Origin of the sequence: Pseudomonas syringae, from assembly GCF_001698815.1 — a bacterium.
Taxonomy (GTDB): Bacteria; Pseudomonadota; Gammaproteobacteria; order Pseudomonadales; family Pseudomonadaceae; genus Aquipseudomonas; species Aquipseudomonas syringae_A.
Map to the genome: position 1 here is coordinate 1 of NZ_LGSI01000016.1, position 18,984 is coordinate 18,984.

The window sequence follows — 18,984 nt, forward strand, 5'->3', positions numbered from 1 at the left end:
AGCCTCGCTCCAACGCGGCCGGGGTTTGCTTCACGACCACACCGTTCTGATTGAAATGCAATCCGCTGGAGCGAAGCTTGCCCGCGAACAGGCGCCTCGGTAAGCCTGACCCACCGCGTTATCGTTCTTCGCGGGCGAGCCTCGCTCCAACGCGGCCGGGGTTTGCTTCACGACCACACCGTTCTGATTGAAATGCAATCCGCTGGAGCGAAGCTTGCCCGCGAACAGNCGCGGCCGGGGTTTGCTTCACGACCACACCGTTCTGATTGAAATGCAATCCGCTGGAGCGAAGCTTGCCCGCGAACAGACGCCTCGGTAAGCCTGACCCAACGCGTTATCGTTCTTCGCGGGCGAGCCTCGCTCCGACGCGCCACGCCCCAGCACAACGCACAACCGCCCAAAAAAATGCACACCCGCAGCACCACCCATAAATTGGTTCACCTTCACGCGAACCAATCCCCTCCCCGCCGCTGAACCAACTCCCCGAACCATTGGCCATTGGCCCGCCCACCTTGAAAGCAGGTGATACAGCTGCAAGGTCACGAGCCAATCCAGCGAACCAATTTCCATTGGCATCGCTCTTGCACCCGCTCCAGAAGCCCTGGTTCCAGCGTTATCGCGATCAAGGGCTTCTTTTTCGGCCTGGTGCGAGTGACCACGATGCAAAGGTTCGTCCCCGACACAACCATCGATAATGCTTCGAAGCTGGCGCTGGATGCCTTGCGGCAGATGGTCGCGCAGCATGCGGCGTTTCCCCAGCGGGCGTTGCCGACGGAGCGGGATCTGGCGACGGATTTTGGCGTGAGCCGCCGGGCTATCCGTCGCGCCTTGTCGGTGCTGGAAGCCGAGGGGCAGATCTGGCGGCGCCAGGGCAAGGGCACGTTTGTGGGGCCGACGCCGCCCAGTGCGTCGTTGAGTTTTGCGCGGTTGTCCGGGCGGACCAATTTCAGTGAGGTCATGGAAGCGCGGCTGCATCTTGAGCCCGCGCTGGCGTCCCTGGCGGCGGTGCGCGCCAATGGCGAGCAGATGGCGATTCTGCGGCGCCTCGCCGAGCGCACCACGCGGCAGCAGGACGCCGCTGAAATCGATGCCGAAGGCCTGGAATTGTGGGACAGCGCGCTGCACCGGGGTATCGCCGAAGCGGCGGGTAACCGGCTGATGCTGGACATCTTCGAAATGCTCGACGCAATTCGCCTCGACCCCATGTGGCGCGATTTGCGCCAGCGAGCGCGCAATGCCGATCGCCTGGACACTTACAGCCACGATCACGATGACATCGTCAGCGCCATTGAAAGCCGCGATCCGATCAAGGCTGCCACCGCCATGCGCGGCCATCTGCGGGCGCTGCAACAAGCGCTCGACACCGTTATCAATCAAGACCTGGAGGCGAGTGTATGACTGCGACCAGCCACGACAGCCATCCGGTACTCAGCGTCAGCGACTTGACCGTGCGCTTTGCCGGCGCGCCCGCCAATGTCGTCGACGGCGTTTCATTCAAGGTGCAACGGGGCAAGACCCTGGCGATTGTCGGCGAGTCCGGCTGCGGCAAGAGCGTGACGTCCATGGCATTGATGGGCTTGCTGCCAGACAGCGCGACGGTCGGCGCCAGCGCTTCCGGCCTGCTCGACGAAACGTTGCTGGGCATGCCTGAAGAACGCTTACTGGATGTGCGCGGCAATCGCATGGCGATGATTTTCCAGGAACCCATGACCTCGCTGAATCCGGTGTTCACCATTGGCGAGCAGATCGCCGAGAGCGTGATCCGTCATCAAGGCATGTCAGCCAAGGATGCGCGGCAGCGGGCACTGGAGATGCTGGAAAAAGTCCGTGTTCCCGATGCAGTGCAACGTCTGGATGCGTATCCCCACGAGTTGTCCGGCGGCATGCGGCAGCGGGCGATGATCGCCATGGCCCTGGCCAACGATCCGGCGCTGATCATTGCCGACGAACCTACCACCGCGCTGGATGTAACCATTCAGGCGCAGATTCTTTCGCTGGTTGCCAATCTGCAAAGGGAAACCGGCACGGCGATGATCCTCATCACCCACGACCTTGGCGTGGTCGCGGAAGTCGCCGACGAAGTCATGGTCATGTACGCCGGGCGCGTGGTGGAAAGCGGCTCGGTGAAAACCTTGTTCGACGATCCGCAGCATCCTTACACCATCGGCCTGATGGGTTCGATGCCTTCAATAGGGCCACGGGAAGGCCGACTCGCAACGATCAACGGCCGCGTGCCAACGCCTGCGGAGATGCCCAGCGGCTGCCGTTTCGCCGGGCGTTGCCCGTTCGTGACTCAGGCCTGCCGCGAGGCACGCCCGCCGCTGCTTGAGCTTTCCCCCGGACATTTCGCCGCGTGCATCCGCGCGCCTTTGGAGCAGCATGTGGGAGTCAGCGCGTGAGCCCTTCTGAACGCGAAATCGTCGAACGCATCACTCTGGAACGTACAACTGCGAAACCAATCCTCGAAGGCGTCGGCCTGAGCAAGCATTTCGGCGTCGAAAGCGGCCTGTTCCAGCGTAAGAAGCCGCCGGTGCAGGCGGTCAACAATGTGTCTTTGTCGGTGCGCAAAGGCGAAACGTTGGCGCTGGTCGGCGAGTCCGGTTCGGGTAAATCGACTCTGGGGCGACTGCTGCTCAATCTGCTGAAACCGACCGCGGGCGACGTGATTTACGAAGGCCGCAACCTGGCCAATCTGCCAGCGGAAAAGCTGCGTCAGGTGCGTCGCGATCTGCAGATCATCTTCCAGGACCCGTTCGCCTCGCTGAACCCGCGCATGACCGTGGAATCGATCATCGGCGAACCGATATGGCTGCACAGCGAAGCCAGTCGCAGTGACCGTCAGGCCAAAGTCGCCGAGCTGTTGCGCACGGTAGGCCTTGCCCCGGAACACGGCGGCCGCCATCCCCACGAGTTTTCCGGTGGTCAGCGCCAGCGCATCGGCATTGCCCGTGCGCTGGCGTCGGAACCTCGGCTGATTCTCGGCGACGAACCGGTGTCGGCGCTGGACGTTTCGGTGCAGGCGCAAGTGGTCAATCTGCTGGAAGACCTCAAGCATCAGTTCGGCCTGACGCTGGTGATCGTTGCCCACGGTCTGGCAGTGATTCGCCATATGAGCGACCGCGTCGCCGTGATGTACCTCGGGGAAATCGTCGAGCTGGCGCCGGTCAACGCGCTGTTCGAAACGCCGCTGCATCCTTATACCCAGGCGCTGATGGCCGCCGTGCCGGTCAGCCATCCGGACTTGCGTCACCCGCGTCCGGTGCTCGGCGGCGACATGCCAAGCCCCAGCCGCCCGCCCTCGGGTTGCCGTTTCCATACCCGCTGCCCGCATGCCCGCGCCCTGTGCAAGGAAGTGGCGCCGGTCATGGAAAACGTCGAAGCCGAACGTCAGGTTGCGTGCCATTTCTGGCGCGAAATCGCCAATGCCGGCGCCGGCACGCTGATCCTTCCTACACCAAGCGCGGCCTATAGCCAGCGCCTGAACCTGTTCAAGACTCATCAATCCCTATCGACGGAGAGCCAGCCATGAAAACCGCACGCCTTTTGACAGGAACGTTGTTACTGCTGGCTGCCAACGCCGCCTTCGCTGAATCGACCCTGCGCATCGGCATCCAGGACGATCCGGATGTGCTCGACCCGCATCGCTCGCGGACCTATTCCGGCCGCCTGGTCTACACCGCGCTGTGTGACAAGCTGGTGGACGTCAACCCGGACCTGACCTACGCGCCGCAACTGGCCACGGCCTGGAACTGGAGCGAAGACGGCAAGACCCTGACCATGACCCTGCGCGACGGCGTGACCTATCACGATGGCGAAGTATTCGACGCGGCCTCGGTGAAGTTCAACCTGGACCGCGCCCGCACCCTGCCCGATTCGTTGCGCAAGAGCGAGCTGGCGTCGGTGGACAGCGTGGAAGTGATCGACGCGAAAACCGTGGCGATCAAACTCAAGCAGCCGGACGCGACGCTGGTTTCGCAGCTCTCGGACCGCGCCGGGATGATGCTAGCGCCCAAGGCTGCACAGGGTGAATTCGGCATGAAGCCGATCTGTTCCGGGCCGTACAAATTCGTCCAGCGTGTGCAGCAGGATCGCATCGTGCTGGAGCGTTTCGACAATTACTGGAACAAGCAGGCTTACCACTTCGACAAAGTGATTTTCCTGCCGATTCCGGACACCTCGGTGCGCCTGGCCAACCTGCGTTCGGGTGACCTGGACATCATCGAACGCGTTGCGCCTACCGACGTGAAAACCGTGAAGTCGGACAGCAAGCTGGCGATCTACAACACGCCGGGCCTGGGCTACATGCAGCTGATGTTCAACATCGCCAATGGCGAAAAAGCCAATACGCCGATGGGCAAGGACAAACGCGTGCGTGAGGCGTTTGTGCTGTCCATCGACCGCGACGCGATCAATCAGGTGGTGTTCGAAGGCTTGTATGCGCCAAGCGCCCAGCCGTTCCCGAAAAACAGCCCGTACTACGACAAGGATCTGCCGATCCCGACGCGCGATGTCGCAAAAAGCAAGGCGTTGCTGGCCGAAGCAGGGGTCAAGCTGCCACTGGCGGTTGACCTGAAAGTCGCCAATAACCCTATCGCGCAACAGGTCGGGCAGATCATTCAGGCCATGGCCGAAGAAGCGGGCTTCAAGGTCAATCTGGTCGCCACCGAATACGCCACGTTGCTCAGCGAGCAACAGGGCGGCAACTTCCAGATCGGCATGAGCGCCTGGTCCGGTCGACCTGATCCGGATGGCGACATCCATCAGTTCGTGACCTGCAAAGGTGGCCAGAACGACGGCAAATACTGCAACCCCAAGCTCGACGAGCTGCTGAACAAGGCGCGCACTGTCAACGACGTGCCTCAGCGTCAGGCGTTGTACAACGAAGCGCTGCGTTTGCTGGCCGACGAAGTGCCGACCGCGTATCTGTATTTCGATCCGCGCATCATTGCCATGCGTAACACCGTGAGCGGTTTCGTACCGAATCCGGATGGCCTGATCCGTCTGACCAATGTCGCGTTCAAGCCGTGATTGACGCCCACACCAGCGAGGGCTCGGCATGCTGATGTTCATCCTGCGACGCCTGCTCAGTGCGATTCCGACGCTGATTCTGGTTTCGCTGTTCGTCTTCACCCTGCAGAAACTGCTGCCGGGCGACCCGGTGCTGGCCATGGCCGGGGAAGAACGTGATCCGGCGGTGATGGAATACCTGCGGGAGAAATACCGCCTCAACGACCCGTTGCCACTGCAATACCTGCACTGGGTCGGCAACGTGCTGACCGGGGATTTCGGTACTTCGTTGCGCACCGAGCAACCGGTCACGACGTTGCTGGCGTCCAAGTTGCCGGTGACGCTGGAGCTGGCGGTGTTTGCCTTGCTGATCGCGCTGCTGATCGGCATTCCCACCGGGATCATTTCCGCCGTGCGCAAAGGCACGGCGGTGGATTACGGGGCCAACGTGGTCGCGCTGTCGGGAATTTCGATTCCGCACTTCTGGCTGGGGATTCTGTTGATCATGATCTTCGCCGTGAAGCTGCAATGGCTGCCAGCGTCGGGCTTCGTGCCCATCGGTGAGGATTTCGGGCAGAACCTGAAAACCCTGATTCTGCCGGCCTTTGTGCTGGGTGCCGGGTTGTCGGGGATTCTCATGCGGCACACCCGCAGCGCCATGCTCGAAGTGTTGCGCACCGACTATGTGCGCACGGCGCGGGCCAAGGGTTTGTTCCCGCGTACCGTGATCCTCAAGCATGCGCTGCGTAACGCCTTGATGCCGATCGTCACGCTCACCACCTTGCTGTTCGGCGAATTGCTCGGTGGCGCGGTGCTGACCGAACAGGTGTTCAGCATTCCCGGCTTCGGCAAGATGATTGTCGATGCCGTGTTCAACCGCGATTACGCCGTGGTGCAAGGCGTGGTCCTCTGTGTGGCGATTGGTTTCCTGCTGCTGAACCTGCTTGCCGACGTGCTCTACCGCATGATCAACCCGCGTTTGAGGACAGCGTCATGACCGCCATCGCCAGCGTTACTCACACGGCGATTGCGTCCCGCGCGCGCTCGCCCTTCGTCAAGAAATTCCTCGCCAACAAGGGCGCCGTGCTCGGCGCGGCCGTGCTGCTGTTATTCATCCTCGCTGCGGCGTTTGCGCCGTGGATCGCACCCCATGATCCGCTCAAGGCCAACTTCCTCGCGGTACGCAAGGCGCCATCGCTGATCTACTGGCTGGGCACTGATGAACTGGGCCGCGATCTGTTTTCGCGCCTGCTCTGGGGCGCGCGAAGCTCGTTGTTGGCGGGCGGGGTTTCGGTCGCCATCGCCATGCTGATCGGCGTGCCGCTGGGTTTGCTCGGCGGTTACTTCGGCGGCAAGCTCGACGCGATCATCTCGCGGATCATGGAAGCGCTGCTGTCCTGCCCGTTCCTGGTATTGGCCATTGCGCTCGGGGCTTTTCTTGGTCCGAGCCTGACCAACGCGATGATTGCCATTGGCTTGTCGGCGATGCCGATCTTTGCCCGCCTGACCCGTGGCCAGGTACTGTCGATCAAGCACGAGGACTATCTCGAAGGCGCCCGAGCGATTGGTCTGCCGGATCGCTGGATCATCCTGCGCTACGTGTTGCCCAACGTGACATCGCCGTTGGTGGTGCAGGCGACGCTGACCATCGCCTCGGCCATCCTTGCGGAAGCGAGCCTGTCGTTTCTCGGCCTGGGCCAGCAACCGCCCTCGCCTTCCTGGGGCTCAATGCTCAACACCGCGAAAAATTTCATGGAGCAAGCGCCATGGATGTCGATTGCGCCGGGCGTGGCGATCTACATCACGGTCTTGTGTTTCAACCTGTTGGGTGACGGCCTGCGCGATGCGCTGGACCCCAAGGGCTAATCGTTCTTTCTGCCATTTCTGCCAAGAGAAGACGCTAATGTTTGATGATCTGGATTACAGCCAACCTTACGCATCGGCCCGCTCGCCGGTCATGGGCAACAACATGGTCGCCTGCTCCCAGCCGCTGGCCGCACAGGCCGGGCTGGACATGCTGCGCCGTGGTGGCAATGCGGTTGACGCGGCAATTGCTGCGGCCATGGTGCTGACCGTGGTCGAGCCCACCGGTTGCGGGATCGGCAGCGATGCGTTCGCCATCGTCTGGGACGGCAACAAATTGCAAGGTTTGAACGCTTCCGGTCGCGCGCCACAAGCCTGGACGCCTGAGCACTTCGAAGGCCAGAGCGAAATGCCGCAACGCGGCTGGGGCGCCGTTACCGTGCCTGGCGCGGTGTCAGCCTGGGTTGAACTGTCCGAGCGCTACGGCAAACTGCCCTTCGCCACCCTGGCCGAACCCGCCATCGGTTATGCCCGCGACGGTTATCAGGTCACGCCGATCATTGCCGAGCTGTGGAAACGCGGCTCGCAGCTGCTCAAGTCGCAGCCGGGTTTCGCTGAGTGCTTCATGCCCAATGGCAAAGCGCCGCTGGCTGGCGAGAAAATCCAGCTCAAGGATCACGCCCGCACCCTGGAACTGATTGCCCAGACCAAAGGCGAAGCGTTTTATCGCGGTGAGCTGGCCGAAGCGATCATCGCCCATGCCCACGCCAACGGCAGCGTCATGAGCCTCGACGATCTGGCGACCCACACTGTGGACTGGATCGAAACCCTTTCGGTGCCGTATGCCGGCGCGGTGGTGCACGAATTGCCGCCCAACGGCCAGGGCATCGCCACCCTTGCTGGCCTGACCATGCTCGAAGCGCTGGGCGTCGGCGAGCATCCGGTAGACAGCCTGGCCACCGTGCATCCGGTGCTGGAAGCCATGAAGCTGGCGCTGGCCGACCTCGACGAACACGTCGCCGACAGCGAGCACATGCGCGTTGCCTCGAAACATTTGCTGGACACTGCGTACCTGATGGAACGCGCTGGCTTGGTGACCGATCAAGCGGCCAACCCTGGCCACGGCTCGCCGAAAGCCGGTGGTACGGTGTACCTGTCCGCTGCCGATGAGAGCGGCATGATGGTTTCGTTCATCCAGTCCAACTACATGGGCTTCGGCTCGGGTGTGGTCGTGCCGGGTACCGGTATCAGCCTGCAAAACCGTGGCGCAGGATTCTCGCTGGACCCGCAACACGTCAATGTCATCGCGCCGCGCAAGCGTCCGTTCCACACCATCATTCCCGGCTTTGTGATGAACGCCGATGGCACGCCGTTGATGTCCTTTGGCCTGATGGGCGGCCCGATGCAGGCCCAGGGTCATCTGCAAATGATGATGCGCATTTTGCGCTACAAGCAGAACCCGCAAGCCGCAGCCGACGCGCCGCGCTGGAGAATCGAGTCAGGTTTGAAAGTCGCCGTGGAGCGCGCATTCGACCCGCAGGTCGTCGAAGCACTGCGTGCGAAAGGTCACGACATCGACGTTGAAGAGCCGAGCGGCGTATTCGCCTTCGGCGGCGCGCAGATCATCCAGCGCACCGCTCATGGTTATGTCGGCGGGACCGATCCAAGGAAGGATGGGTTGGTGGCGGCTTATTGAGAGCGCAATACAACTCGTTGGAGCGAGCGGGCAGCGTTCCGACCCGCCCGTGACTCGGCCGTAGGAGCGACCGTAGGAGCGACCGTAGTCGCGAGGGCCTCAATTGCCCTCCCGGCTAAAGCCGGTCCTACGTCAACGAATACGCCAACGCCGATATCGACACCAGACCCACGATCACCACAAAGACATTGGATGCCTTGCCAGCGTACTGCCGCATGGCCGGGACTTTGTGGATGGCGTACATCGGCATCAGGAACAGCAACGCGGTGATGATTGGGCCGCCCAGGGTTTCGATCATGCCCAGGATGCTCGGGTTAAGCGTGGCAACCGCCCAGCACACCACCAGCATCAACGCCGCAGTCATGCGATCCAGCAGCAACGGCGCGGGACGATATCCGGTTTTCGCCACCAGCCCTTTCAAACCTTCGCTGGCGCCGATGTAGTGGCCCAGAAACGACTTGGCAATCGCCACGAACGCAATCAACGGCGCCATGAACGCGATGGTCGGGTTGCTGAAATGGTTGGCCAGATACGACAGGATCGACAGGTTCTGCGCCTTGGCTTCTGCCAGCTGTACCGGTGACAAGGTCAGCACGCAACTGAAGACAAAGAACAGCACCAGCACCACCATCAGGCCATGGGCGCGGGCGAGGATTTGCGAGCTGCGACCTTCCGCCTGTTCGCCGTAACGACGCTTCTGGTCCACGGCGAACGCCGAGATGATCGGCGTGTGGTTGAAGGAAAACACCATCACCGGAATCGCCAACCAGAACGTGTGCAGGAACGCCGAAGGCTTCGGCAGCGTGGTGGCGGTTTCGAGGATGCCGCCGGTCCAGTGCGGGATCAGAAACACCGAAAGAAACAGCAACGCAACGATGAACGGGTAAACCATCAGGCTCATGGCCTTGACGATCACCCGCTCGCCGCAGCGCACTACCGCCAGCAGGCCGAGGATCAGCACGAATGCCAGGATCGCCCGAGGTGGCGGTTGGACATGCAACTGATGTTCAAGAAAACTGCCGACGGTGTTGGTCAGCGCGACGCTGTAGATCAGCAGGATCGGAAACACGGCGAAGAAATACAGCAGCGTGATCAACGCCCCGGCGCTCTTGCCGAAATGTTGCTCGACCACTTCAGTGATGTCCGCGCCTTCGCGTCCGGACAGCACGAAGCGGGTCAGCCCGCGGTGCGCAAAGAAGGTCATGGGGAACGCCAGCAGCGCGAGGACGATCAACGGCCAGAAACCGCCGATACCTGCGTTGATTGGCAAAAACAAGGTGCCCGCGCCGATGGCGGTGCCGAACAAACCGAGCATCCAGGTGGTGTCGTGGCGGTTCCACGCAGCAATGCTGGCGGGGGCCGTGTCGAAACGTTGTTCGACGCTATTGGCCTGATCATTCATCCGGTCGAATCTCCGTTGCCGGTTAATACAACAAGGCGGGGACGCATCGGAAAACCTGGCAGTTCAACGCCCCCATCAAAAACAGGGGCGCGATTGTCCGGGATCGGGCTTGAAAATCAAAGGTTTGTCTGACGAGAAGGTGTTGAACAGCTGAATTGAACGCATTCCGTAGGACCGGCTTTAGCCGGGAGGCGGCGGGTACATTCGCAGCGGTTCCATCGTAAAAACTATCGCCCTCCCGGCTGAAGCCGGTCCTACGGATCCTGCGAGCGCAGTGTCGGCGACACAGCGAAATTCAATTCACCTCAAACCCTCTTCAACGCCGCCTCCAGCGCCTTGGCAAAGCGGCGGGCGACTTCGTCGATCTGTTCGGCACTGATGACCAGCGGCGGCAGGAAGCGCACGACGGCGCCATGCCGACCGCCCAGTTCCAGAATCAGGCCGCGCTTGAGGCATTCGTTCTGGATCAGCGGTGCGATGGCGCTGTACGCAGGCGGATGACCGAGGCTATCCAGCGCGCCATCGGGGTCCACCAGCTCGATGCCAAGCATCAAGCCACGCCCGCGAATGTCGCCCAGTTGCGGGTAGTCCCGCTGGAGAATACGCAGGTGCTCGGTCAAACGGGCGCCCATTGCCGTAGCGTGGGCAGCGATGTCGTGCTGCTTGAGGTAGCCCATTACCGCCGAGCCCGCCGCCATGGCCATTTGATTACCCCGGAAAGTTCCGGCGTGAGCACCGGGCAACCAGGTGTCGAGCCAGTCGCGATACACCACCACCGCCAACGGCAGACTGCCGCCGATGGCTTTGGACAGCACCACCACATCCGGCACGATACCGGCATGCTCGAAGGCGAACATCTTGCCGGTGCGGGCAAAGCCGCTCTGGATCTCGTCCACGATCAACGCCACGCCGGCTTGCTCGGTTATGCGCCGCAGACCGCGTAGCCAGTCCAGATCCGCCGGGATCACGCCACCCTCGCCCTGCACCACCTCGACGATTACCGCAGCGGGCCGTTCAACGCCCGCTTCGGGATCGTTGAGCAGGTTTTGCAGATAACTCAGATTGACCTTCACGCCCTGCTCGCCACCCAGGCCGAACGGGCAGCGATAGTCATAAGGGAACGGCAGGAACTGCACGCCACTGTTGAGCAACGCGGCCATGGGTTTTTTCGGACCCAGGCTGCCCATCAGGCTCAACGCCCCCATGCTCATGCCGTGATAACCGCCCTGAAAGGACAGCACCGTGCTGCGCCCGGTCGCGGTACGCACCAGCTTCAACGCCGCTTCCACGGCATCGGTACCGGTCGGCCCGCAGAACTGGATTTTCGCCTCGCGGCGCAAGCCTTCGGGAAGTAAACCGAACAGGTCCTGAACGAATTGATCCTTGACCGGCGTGGTCAGGTCCAGCGTATGCAGCGGCAGGCCGTCATCCAGCACCTTACGAATGGCGGCGATCACCACCGGATGGTTATGCCCCAGCGCCAGGGTGCCGGCACCTGCCAGACAATCGATAAAGGTGCGCCCTTCAACGTCTTCGACATAAATCCCCTGGGCGCGCTTCAACGCCAGCGGAATGCGCCGTGGATAGCTGCGCGCGTTGGATTCCTGTTGTTTCTGGCGTACCAGCAAAGGCGAATCTTCGAAGTGATAAAGCACTTCGTCCGGCTCACTGACGAACCGGGCAGGCGAATTCTCGTTGCGACTGATGGCGACCGACATCCCTCAAACCCTCGATAGCAGGTAGTAGAAAAGGACATCTGCCAAGCCATCGAGCGCTTGCAGATTTCCTGTTAGGGAAACGCACAAGCGCGGCGGGGATTTACAAAATCAGTCTCACATCCAGCCCAGCCACTTCCAGTACGTGGCAGCGAACAGCAGCATCAGCAGGTAGCCGATGATCGTCACCGGCAGACCGATACGGGCGAACTGCCGGGCGGTGAAGGTTTCCGTGCCCAGGCATACCATGTTCTGCGGCGCGTTGATCGGCAGGATGAACCCGTAGCTGACAACAAAACCCAGCAACATGGTCATGCCCAGCCGGTTGAAATCACCGGGCAGGGTTTGCAGCACCGCAATCAGGATCGGCAGCATGGCCGAGGTCAACGCCGTGGCGCTGGCGAAACCCAGGTGAATCAGGATCAGGAACGCCCCGAGAATGGCGAATACCCCCAGCGGGCCGACTTTATCCAGGCCGGTGTTCGCCACCACTTGCACGCCCAGCCACTGACCGGCGTGGGTCGTGAGCAATGCGGTGCCCAGACTGATGCCCACGCCGAAGACAATCACCGTGCCCCACGGAATGCGCGACTGCACATCCTTCCAGGTCATCACACCCCAACGCGGCAGCAACAGCAGGACCAATCCGGCGTAAGTCGTGGACGTGGTGTCGAAGCTGTGCAGCTTGCCTTCCGTAGCCCACAGCAACAGCAAGCCGATGGACACCGCCATCAAGCGTTTCTGCGCGCTGGTCATGGGGCCGATATCCGCCAGGGATTGCGCGACGGCTTCCTTGCCGCCGGGGATGCTGTCGCTTTCCGGTGGCAGCAATTTCAGGACCAGCAAAATCAGCACGCCGGACATGATGATCGCCCAGGGTGCACCGGCGATCAGCCAGTCCAGCCAGGACACTCGCGCACCGAGCATTTTCTCCATGAAGCCGGCCGTCAGCAGGTTTTGCGCGGCGGCGGTCTGAATGCCGACGTTCCAGATGCTGGTGCCCTGGGCGACGATGATCATGATCGCGGCGGCGATGTTCGAGCGCTTGTCGACCCCGAACGCGGCAATAACGCCCATCATGATCGGCACCACACAGGCACTGCGCGCGGTAGCGCTGGGCACCACCAGGCTCAGCAAGATCGTCACCACAATGGCACCGAGCATGATGCGTCGGGTGCTGGTGCCGACCCGTGCGAGGGTCACGAGGGCGATTCTTCGATCCAGTCCGGTGTGAGTCATGGCGGCGGCGATGAACAGCGCCCCCGCTACCAGCGCCAGGGCAGGATTGGAGAAACCGGTCAGCGCCATGCTGATCGCAGCGGATGAACCATAGATCACAGCCGGGTTCGGCAAGGTCGGTGCGGTGCCGATCAGGAACGCCATCAGCGACGTGATCATGATCGCGCTGGCTTCGTAGGAAACCGCTTCGGTAATCCACACCACGACGGCGAAGGCCAGGATCGCCAGCATTCGGTGCCCGGCAACCGGCAGGTCCGCTGGCAGCGGCAGCAATAACACGCCGACCATCACCAGTACGGCAACAGCCAGTGCGATGGGCAACTTGACCTTCGCGGGCGGTACTTCGGGCGTCGTCACAGTCGCATTCATGATTTTTCCTGGGGTCCATCGAAATCAGCACGCATGGCTTGCGCATCCTGGACGCGCAGCCCGCTATCGCGCGCATCATGACGCAGCGCTGCCAACAGCGCTTGAGATGGATCAATACAAGCGTTGGCGCTGTACCCCGGACTTATCCGCGAATGCTCTCCCGACACAACGGCATGCGCAGTTCGACCCGCAAGCCATCCGGCTGATTGGCGAAGGTCAGCTCACAGCCGCAGCGCTGGACAATGGCCTGCACGATAGCCAGCCCCAGACCGGAACCTTCGCCGGTGCCCTGCCGCCAGAAACGTTGGGTGACAAGCTTCAATTTCTCCTCGGCAATACCGCTGCCGTAATCGCGCACCACAAAACTCGCCTGGCTGGCTGAAGTGCTCAAGCTCAGCTCAACCCGGGTGTTCCGGGATGCATGGCGCAAGGCGTTTTCCAGCAGATTGCGCAGCGCGGCGATGGCCAGCACCGAGGGCATGTCCAGCGCCGCTGTGGACAAATCGTCCGGCAGGTGCAGATCAATGCGCGACACATGGCCGTGACTGGCGTCGTGCATCGCCAGACGGGCGACTTCTTCGGCGCTGCATTGCACGCCATCCTCGAACGACAGACTGCCCTCGACGCGCGCCAGTAACAGCAGTTGCTCAAGCGTGCTGTGCAAGCGATCCGCGCCCTCCTCGGCATGGGCCAGCGAACGATCACGGGTTTCGCCCTCGGTCATGCGCGCCACTTGCAGGTGGGTCTTGATGGCGGTCAGCGGGCTGCGCAGCTCATGGGCGGCATCGCCGGTCAGCCGCCGCTCCCGTCCCAGGGTCTGCGCAATGCGCTGGAACAGCTGGTTCTGGGTGTCCAGCAACGGCTGCAACTCATTGGGCATGCCCGAGACATCCAGTGGCTCCAGCGAGTCGGCACTGCGCCGCTTCAAGGCATCACGCATGCGATTGAGCGGCGCCAGTCCCTGGCCGATACCCAACCAGAGCAGGCCAAGACTACCGAGCAAGGCCACCGCCACCGGCACTGAAGCAGCGAGCAAAACCGAATACTTGAGGGTGTCGCGCTCGTCCTGGCGGTCGGCCGTTGTAACGCGCAACTCGCCGTGGGTCAGGGTGAAACTGCGCCAGCGTTCGCCGTTGATGATCTGGTCGTGAAAGCCGCTGGCATCGGCCGCCAGCGGCTCATCCGGAGTCGAGTGACTGCGCGCCAGCACTTCACCGCGCAGGGAACTGACCTGACACGCCAGCCCGCCGGGAATGCCCAATTGCTCGGCGCTCAAGGCCGCGCCGTCATTGCTGGCGGGCACCGGCAACTGTTCGAGAAGCCCGGAGACCATGCGCGCCGAAGCCGCGAGACGTTGGTCCAGTGATTCCATCATTTGTGCGCGCAGATCACACAACATCCAGGCCGCCGCGAGCATCCAGATCACCACGAACGCCGAGCCCAGCGTCAGGCTCAGCCGCAGACGCAGGCTCATTGCGGATCCTCGGCAGCACTGTTTTTGCCGGCAGTGCCCAGCCGATAACCCAAGCCGCGCACCGTTTCGACAATCTGGCCGCCCAGCTTGCGTCGCAAATGATGGATGTGCACGCTCAGGGCATTGCTTTCCACTTCATCGCCGAAACCGTAGATGCAATCCTTGAGTTGCTCACTGGACAGTACGCGACCTCGGGCATGGAGCAGCGCATGCAACAGCGCCTGCTCACGGCGGGACAGATCCACCGGCTGACCGGCTAGAAACACCTCGCGACTGCTGGGGTCGTAGCTCAGGCAACCATGCTCGATCAGGTTGACGCTGCGCCCGGCCACGCGCCGCACCAGCGTGTGCAGGCGCGCGCTGAGTTCGCGTAGATCAAAGGGTTTGAGCAGGTAATCGTCGGCCCCGGCCTGCAATCCATCGACCCGGTCGCTGACCGTATCCCGCGCCGTCAGAATCAACACCGGCAGCTCGACACCCTGCCCGCGCAACTGTTTGAGAAGCTTGAGGCCGTCCTCGTCGGGCAAGCCCAGATCCAGTATCAGCACATCGAATTGCGCCGCCGCCAAAATCGCCCGCGCCGCTGCCGCCGTGGCTACCCGATCGACCGTCAAGCCCTGGGCATTGAGGCCGGCGGCAATTCCGCTGGCGATCAGATCGTCGTCTTCACAGAGTAATACGTGCATGCTCGGGCTCGGGGAAATGGGCCAATGAAACAGGTCAGGATTAAGGCAGGATTATGCATGTGTGGAACGGTAGGAGGGGACTCGTCCCCGAAGGGAGGCCGGCCTGGCTAAATCAAGGTGCCTGTCGTGATTTGGTACCTGAGCCAACCTCTTCCCGGACAAGTCCGGTCCTACCAAAGCAATGCGCAATGTTAACTCTACCTTAATACCCCTGCCCCACCCTTGGCCGGTCTGTACATCCCAAGGCTTTTGTATGCGTATTTTTCTGCTGCTGATTCTTTCGCTGTTGCCCGCACTCGCTCAGGCGTTGCCCGGAAATGATCCTTTCAAGCGACAACCCGAATTCCTCCCGGTTGATCAGGCGTTCACCCTGACCAGCGACCGTCTGGAATCCGGCGAAACCCGTCTGCACTGGCGCATCGCCGAGGGTTATTACCTGTATAAGCAGCGCGTCAGCTTTGCCGGGCTGAGCGCCGACCATCAGCCGGTGCTGCCCGAGGGCGAAGCCCACAGTGACGAGTTTTTCGGCGAACAGCAGGTGTACCGCAACAGCCTTGAATTGTTGATCCCGGCCTCCGCCAGCGGCAGTGTGAAACTGGGCTGGCAAGGTTGTGCCGATGCCGGTTTGTGTTATCCGCCGCAAAGCCGGTTGCTGGAGATCAGCGGCACCGTAGTAGAACAAAACGTGCAGCAAGCCGAAGACCAGACGCTGGCCAGCTCACTTCAGCAGCGCTCGCTGGGCTGGAGCCTGCTGATCTTCTTCGGTCTTGGCCTGCTGCTGGCCTTCGCCCCATGCTCGCTGCCGATGTTGCCGATTCTGGCGGGCGTGGTGGTGGGCGGCGGCGCCAGTCCACGGCGCGGTCTGGCATTGGCGAGCAGTTACGTGCTGAGCATGGCGCTGGTCTACGCCGGGCTCGGTGTGGTTGCGGCATTGCTCGGCGGTAATCTGCAAGCGCTGCTGCAACAGCCGTGGTTGCTGGGCAGCTTCGCCGCACTGTTCGTCGTCCTCGCGTTACCGATGTTCGGGTTTTTCGAACTGCAACTGCCCGCCGCCTTGCGTGATCGCTTGGAAAACGCCAGCCGACGCACACGTGGCGGCAGCCTGCTCGGCGCCGGCATATTGGGGGCGTTGTCGGGGTTGCTGGTCGGGCCATGCATGACCGCGCCACTGGCCGGTGCGCTGCTGTACATCGCGCAAAGCGGCAATGCGCTGCACGGCGGCCTGGTGCTGTTCGTCATGGGATTGGGGATCGGTTTGCCGTTGATGCTGCTGGTCACGGTCGGCAATCGCTTCCTACCCAAACCCGGCGTGTGGATGGATGCGCTCAAGGGTGTATTCGGGTTCATGTTCCTCGGCACCGCATTGCTGATGGCGCGGCCGCTGCTGGATGAGTCATTGTGGGTCGCCGGTTGGGGCGTACTGCTGCTGATCGCTGCGTGCAGTGCGCTGGCGTTGACCGAGCGGATGAAAAGCGCGACCAGGGTCTTTGCCCCCACCGGACTGATCCTCGGCCTGTGGTCCGTGCTGCTGCTGGTGGGCGCAGCCGGCGGCGCGGACGACCCTTGGCAACCGTTGAAGGTTTACAGTGCCGGACGCGTCGAATCAAACAGTGCCCCCAAGGAAGCCTTCGTCACGATCACTGAACCGAATGCGCTGCAAAGCGAGCTGGATGCGGCGCAGGCCAGCGGCCGCTGGGTGCTGATCGATTACTACGCAGACTGGTGCGTGTCCTGCAAAGTCATGGAGAAACAGGTGTTCGCCAAACCCGACGTGCTGAATGCACTGCAAGACGTGCATCTGCTGCGTGTGGATGTCACCGCCGACAACCCGGCCAGCCGCGAGCTGCTGCAACGTTACAAGGTGCCGGGACCACCAAGCCTGCTGTGGATCGGGCCAGACGGCAGCGAACGACGCGAGCGGCGTATCACCGGCCAGGTCGACGCCGGGACGTTCCTGCAGCAATGGCAAGCCACTCGGGAGCGCGGTTGATGTTGAGTGTGTCTATCGGGCCGTTCGCCCTAGCCATCGTGCACCTGCTGCTGATCGGCGCTTTGGCGCTGGCGACACTGGTGGGCTGGCTGACCTCGCGGCGCACCGGCGCCAACCCGGAATCGACGCTGTTCGGTCTGTTCCTGCTGGGCTTGCTGGCCGCACGTGCGGGATTTGTCATCGACTATTGGACGCATTATCAGGCGCAGCCGTGGCAGGCGCTGGACATCCGCGACGGCGGTTTCCTGATCTGGCCGGGCGTGCTCGCGGTCATACTCGGCGGATCATGGATCGCCTGGCGCCGCCTGGATTTGCGCCGCCCGCTGGGGCTTGGCCTGGGCAGCGGGCTGTTGTTCTGGCTGCTGGCCAATCTGGGGCTGAACATTTATGAGCAAGGCGTGCGCTTGCCGGAAATCACGTTGCGCAACGCTGCCGGAGAATCGGTGCAGCTCGCCGATTATCAGGGTCGGCCTTTGGTGATCAATCTATGGGCAACATGGTGTCCGCCCTGTCGCCGGGAAATGCCCGTCCTGCAAGCCGCCCAGGCCGAGCGCAATGACGTGGTGTTCCTGTTCGTCAATCAGGCCGAATCGCCGCAGACTGTGGAAAGTTTCCTGATCGCCCAAGGCTTGCGCCTGAGCAACGTGCTGTTCGACGGCAGCGGCCAACTGGCGCAAAGCTTCGGCTCCATGGCCCTGCCCACCACCGTTTTCTACAGTGCCGAGGGTCGCCTGATCGGCAGTCACCTCGGCGAGCTTTCCCGTGCCAGCCTGAGCCGTTACCTCGACAGTTTGCCGAGCACGACTCTGCCTTCAAGGACCCTTGACCAATGACTTCAATCCGCTGCCTTTCCTTGCTCGCGATGAGCCTGATCATTCTGCAAAGCCCGCTGTTGCAGGCCGAAGAACTGCCTGCGCCGATTCGCGCACTGCAAGACAAAGGCGCGCGCATCATCGGCAGTTTCGATGCGCCGGACGGCTTGCGCGGTTATGCCGCCGAATACCAGAAACAAGCCATGGCGCTGTACCTGACCCGCGATGGCAAGCATGTACTGGCCGGCAATCTCTACGACGAAAAGGGCGAAGACCTCAGCGAAGCACCGCTGCAAAAGCTGGTCTACGAGCCGATGTCCAAAGAGATCTGGAGCGGTCTGGAGAAAAGCACCTGGATCGCCGATGGCAGCGCCGACGCCCCCAACGTGGTGTACCTGTTCAGCGATGCCAATTGCCCGTACTGCAACATGTTCTGGGAACAGGCGCGACCATGGGTCAAGGCGGGCAAGGTGCAGCTGCGCCACATCATGGTCGGCATCATCCGCGAAGACAGCGCCGCCAAGGCCGCCGCGTTACTGGCCGACAACGACCCACAAGCAGCGCTGAAAACCCATGAACAGGCCGGTAAAAGCAGCAAGTTGAAACCCTTGGGCGACATCCCCAAAGAGATTCAGACCCGCCTCGACGCCAATCTGCAATTGATGAACGACCTGGGCCTTTCCGCAACGCCCTCGATCTTTTACCTCGACAGCAAGGGCCAACTGCAACAGCAGCAAGGTGCACCGCAAACCGCACAGCTGGAAAAAATCCTCGGGGCTAAACCTTAAACT

General features: G+C 62.1%; 15 protein-coding genes. 10 read left to right on the forward strand and 5 right to left on the reverse strand.

What is annotated here, in order from left to right; translation table 11 throughout:
* Positions 1 to 660 precede the first annotated feature (660 nt).
* Genes AFK24_RS03865 through AFK24_RS03895 form a run of 7 tightly spaced genes read left to right on the forward strand, consistent with a single transcriptional unit; the run spans position 661 to position 8,506 of the window.
* Positions 661 to 1,398 (forward strand): FadR/GntR family transcriptional regulator, encoded by a 738-nt coding sequence (locus AFK24_RS03865; protein ID WP_065832084.1) that lies wholly within the window; start codon positions 661 to 663, stop codon positions 1,396 to 1,398.
* Positions 1,395 to 2,399, forward strand: a complete 1,005-nt coding sequence (locus tag AFK24_RS03870; protein ID WP_065831985.1) for an ABC transporter ATP-binding protein — start codon at positions 1,395 to 1,397, stop codon at positions 2,397 to 2,399. The genes AFK24_RS03865 and AFK24_RS03870 overlap by 4 nt, the downstream gene beginning before the upstream one ends.
* Positions 2,396 to 3,529, forward strand: coding sequence for an ABC transporter ATP-binding protein (locus AFK24_RS03875; RefSeq protein ID WP_065831986.1), 1,134 nt, complete (start codon positions 2,396 to 2,398; stop codon positions 3,527 to 3,529). The genes AFK24_RS03870 and AFK24_RS03875 overlap by 4 nt, the downstream gene beginning before the upstream one ends.
* Positions 3,526 to 5,028 (forward strand): ABC transporter substrate-binding protein, encoded by a 1,503-nt coding sequence (locus AFK24_RS03880; protein WP_065831987.1) that lies wholly within the window; start codon positions 3,526 to 3,528, stop codon positions 5,026 to 5,028. Before AFK24_RS03875 ends, AFK24_RS03880 begins: the two co-directional genes overlap by 4 nt.
* 28 nt (positions 5,029 to 5,056) lie before the next feature.
* A complete protein-coding gene (locus AFK24_RS03885; protein WP_065831988.1) occupies positions 5,057 to 6,004 on the forward strand; it encodes an ABC transporter permease in 948 nt (315 codons plus the stop codon).
* Positions 6,001 to 6,873, forward strand: a complete 873-nt coding sequence (locus AFK24_RS03890) for an ABC transporter permease (RefSeq protein WP_065831989.1) — start codon at positions 6,001 to 6,003, stop codon at positions 6,871 to 6,873. The genes AFK24_RS03885 and AFK24_RS03890 overlap by 4 nt, the downstream gene beginning before the upstream one ends.
* A 37-nt stretch (positions 6,874 to 6,910) precedes the next feature.
* On the forward strand, positions 6,911 to 8,506 hold the full coding sequence (locus tag AFK24_RS03895; RefSeq protein ID WP_065831990.1) for a gamma-glutamyltransferase family protein: 1,596 nt from the start codon (positions 6,911 to 6,913) through the stop codon (positions 8,504 to 8,506).
* 127 nt (positions 8,507 to 8,633) lie between these two features.
* Here the strand turns inward: AFK24_RS03895 and AFK24_RS03900 are convergent, their stop codons facing one another.
* The 5 genes from AFK24_RS03900 to AFK24_RS03920 form a co-directional block, all read right to left on the reverse strand.
* On the reverse strand, positions 8,634 to 9,908 hold the full coding sequence (locus AFK24_RS03900) for an aromatic amino acid transport family protein (RefSeq protein WP_065831991.1): 1,275 nt from the start codon (positions 9,906 to 9,908) through the stop codon (positions 8,634 to 8,636).
* A 305-nt stretch (positions 9,909 to 10,213) separates the two neighbouring features.
* On the reverse strand, positions 10,214 to 11,626 hold the full coding sequence (locus AFK24_RS03905; protein ID WP_065831992.1) for an aspartate aminotransferase family protein: 1,413 nt from the start codon (positions 11,624 to 11,626) through the stop codon (positions 10,214 to 10,216).
* 114 nt (positions 11,627 to 11,740) lie between these two features.
* Entirely contained in the window at positions 11,741 to 13,231 is a 1,491-nt protein-coding gene (locus tag AFK24_RS03910) for a DASS family sodium-coupled anion symporter (protein WP_065831993.1), read from the reverse strand.
* A 142-nt stretch (positions 13,232 to 13,373) separates the two neighbouring features.
* Complete coding sequence (locus tag AFK24_RS03915) at positions 13,374 to 14,705, reverse strand: sensor histidine kinase (RefSeq protein ID WP_065831994.1); 1,332 nt, start codon at positions 14,703 to 14,705, stop codon at positions 13,374 to 13,376.
* Positions 14,702 to 15,391, reverse strand: coding sequence for a response regulator (locus tag AFK24_RS03920; RefSeq protein ID WP_065831995.1), 690 nt, complete (start codon positions 15,389 to 15,391; stop codon positions 14,702 to 14,704). The genes AFK24_RS03915 and AFK24_RS03920 overlap by 4 nt, the downstream gene beginning before the upstream one ends.
* Before the next feature lie 253 nt (positions 15,392 to 15,644).
* Here AFK24_RS03920 and dsbD point away from each other — a divergent pair, with 253 nt between their 5' ends.
* From dsbD to dsbG, 3 genes are read left to right on the forward strand one after another with little or no spacing between them, the layout of a single operon-like run.
* A complete protein-coding gene (gene dsbD / locus AFK24_RS03925; protein WP_065831996.1) occupies positions 15,645 to 17,381 on the forward strand; it encodes a protein-disulfide reductase DsbD in 1,737 nt (578 codons plus the stop codon).
* Positions 17,381 to 18,214 (forward strand): TlpA family protein disulfide reductase, encoded by an 834-nt coding sequence (locus AFK24_RS03930; protein WP_065831997.1) that lies wholly within the window; start codon positions 17,381 to 17,383, stop codon positions 18,212 to 18,214. Before dsbD ends, AFK24_RS03930 begins: the two co-directional genes overlap by 1 nt.
* Positions 18,211 to 18,981: a thiol:disulfide interchange protein DsbG gene (gene dsbG, locus AFK24_RS03935; protein WP_065831998.1), complete on the forward strand. Its 771-nt coding sequence runs from the start codon at positions 18,211 to 18,213 to the stop codon at positions 18,979 to 18,981. The genes AFK24_RS03930 and dsbG overlap by 4 nt, the downstream gene beginning before the upstream one ends.
* Positions 18,982 to 18,984 lie beyond the last annotated feature (3 nt).

What these genes read in the sequence shown, in the direction of transcription:
- AFK24_RS03865 (WP_065832084.1), top strand. Translation starts at nt 661, where the DNA reads ATGCAAAGGTTCGTCCCCGACACAACCATCGATAATGCTTCGAAGCTG.
- AFK24_RS03870 (WP_065831985.1), top strand. Translation starts at nt 1,395, where the DNA reads ATGACTGCGACCAGCCACGACAGCCATCCGGTACTCAGCGTCAGCGAC.
- AFK24_RS03880 (WP_065831987.1), top strand. Translation starts at nt 3,526, where the DNA reads ATGAAAACCGCACGCCTTTTGACAGGAACGTTGTTACTGCTGGCTGCC.
- AFK24_RS03885 (WP_065831988.1), top strand. Translation starts at nt 5,057, where the DNA reads ATGCTGATGTTCATCCTGCGACGCCTGCTCAGTGCGATTCCGACGCTG.
- AFK24_RS03890 (WP_065831989.1), top strand. Translation starts at nt 6,001, where the DNA reads ATGACCGCCATCGCCAGCGTTACTCACACGGCGATTGCGTCCCGCGCG.
- AFK24_RS03895 (WP_065831990.1), top strand. Translation starts at nt 6,911, where the DNA reads ATGTTTGATGATCTGGATTACAGCCAACCTTACGCATCGGCCCGCTCG.
- AFK24_RS03900 (WP_065831991.1), bottom strand. Translation starts at nt 9,908, where the DNA reads ATGAATGATCAGGCCAATAGCGTCGAACAACGTTTCGACACGGCCCCC.
- AFK24_RS03905 (WP_065831992.1), bottom strand. Translation starts at nt 11,626, where the DNA reads ATGTCGGTCGCCATCAGTCGCAACGAGAATTCGCCTGCCCGGTTCGTC.
- AFK24_RS03910 (WP_065831993.1), bottom strand. Translation starts at nt 13,231, where the DNA reads ATGAATGCGACTGTGACGACGCCCGAAGTACCGCCCGCGAAGGTCAAG.
- AFK24_RS03915 (WP_065831994.1), bottom strand. Translation starts at nt 14,705, where the DNA reads ATGAGCCTGCGTCTGCGGCTGAGCCTGACGCTGGGCTCGGCGTTCGTG.
- AFK24_RS03920 (WP_065831995.1), bottom strand. Translation starts at nt 15,391, where the DNA reads ATGCACGTATTACTCTGTGAAGACGACGATCTGATCGCCAGCGGAATT.
- dsbD (WP_065831996.1), top strand. Translation starts at nt 15,645, where the DNA reads ATGCGTATTTTTCTGCTGCTGATTCTTTCGCTGTTGCCCGCACTCGCT.
- AFK24_RS03930 (WP_065831997.1), top strand. Translation starts at nt 17,381, where the DNA reads ATGTTGAGTGTGTCTATCGGGCCGTTCGCCCTAGCCATCGTGCACCTG.
- dsbG (WP_065831998.1), top strand. Translation starts at nt 18,211, where the DNA reads ATGACTTCAATCCGCTGCCTTTCCTTGCTCGCGATGAGCCTGATCATT.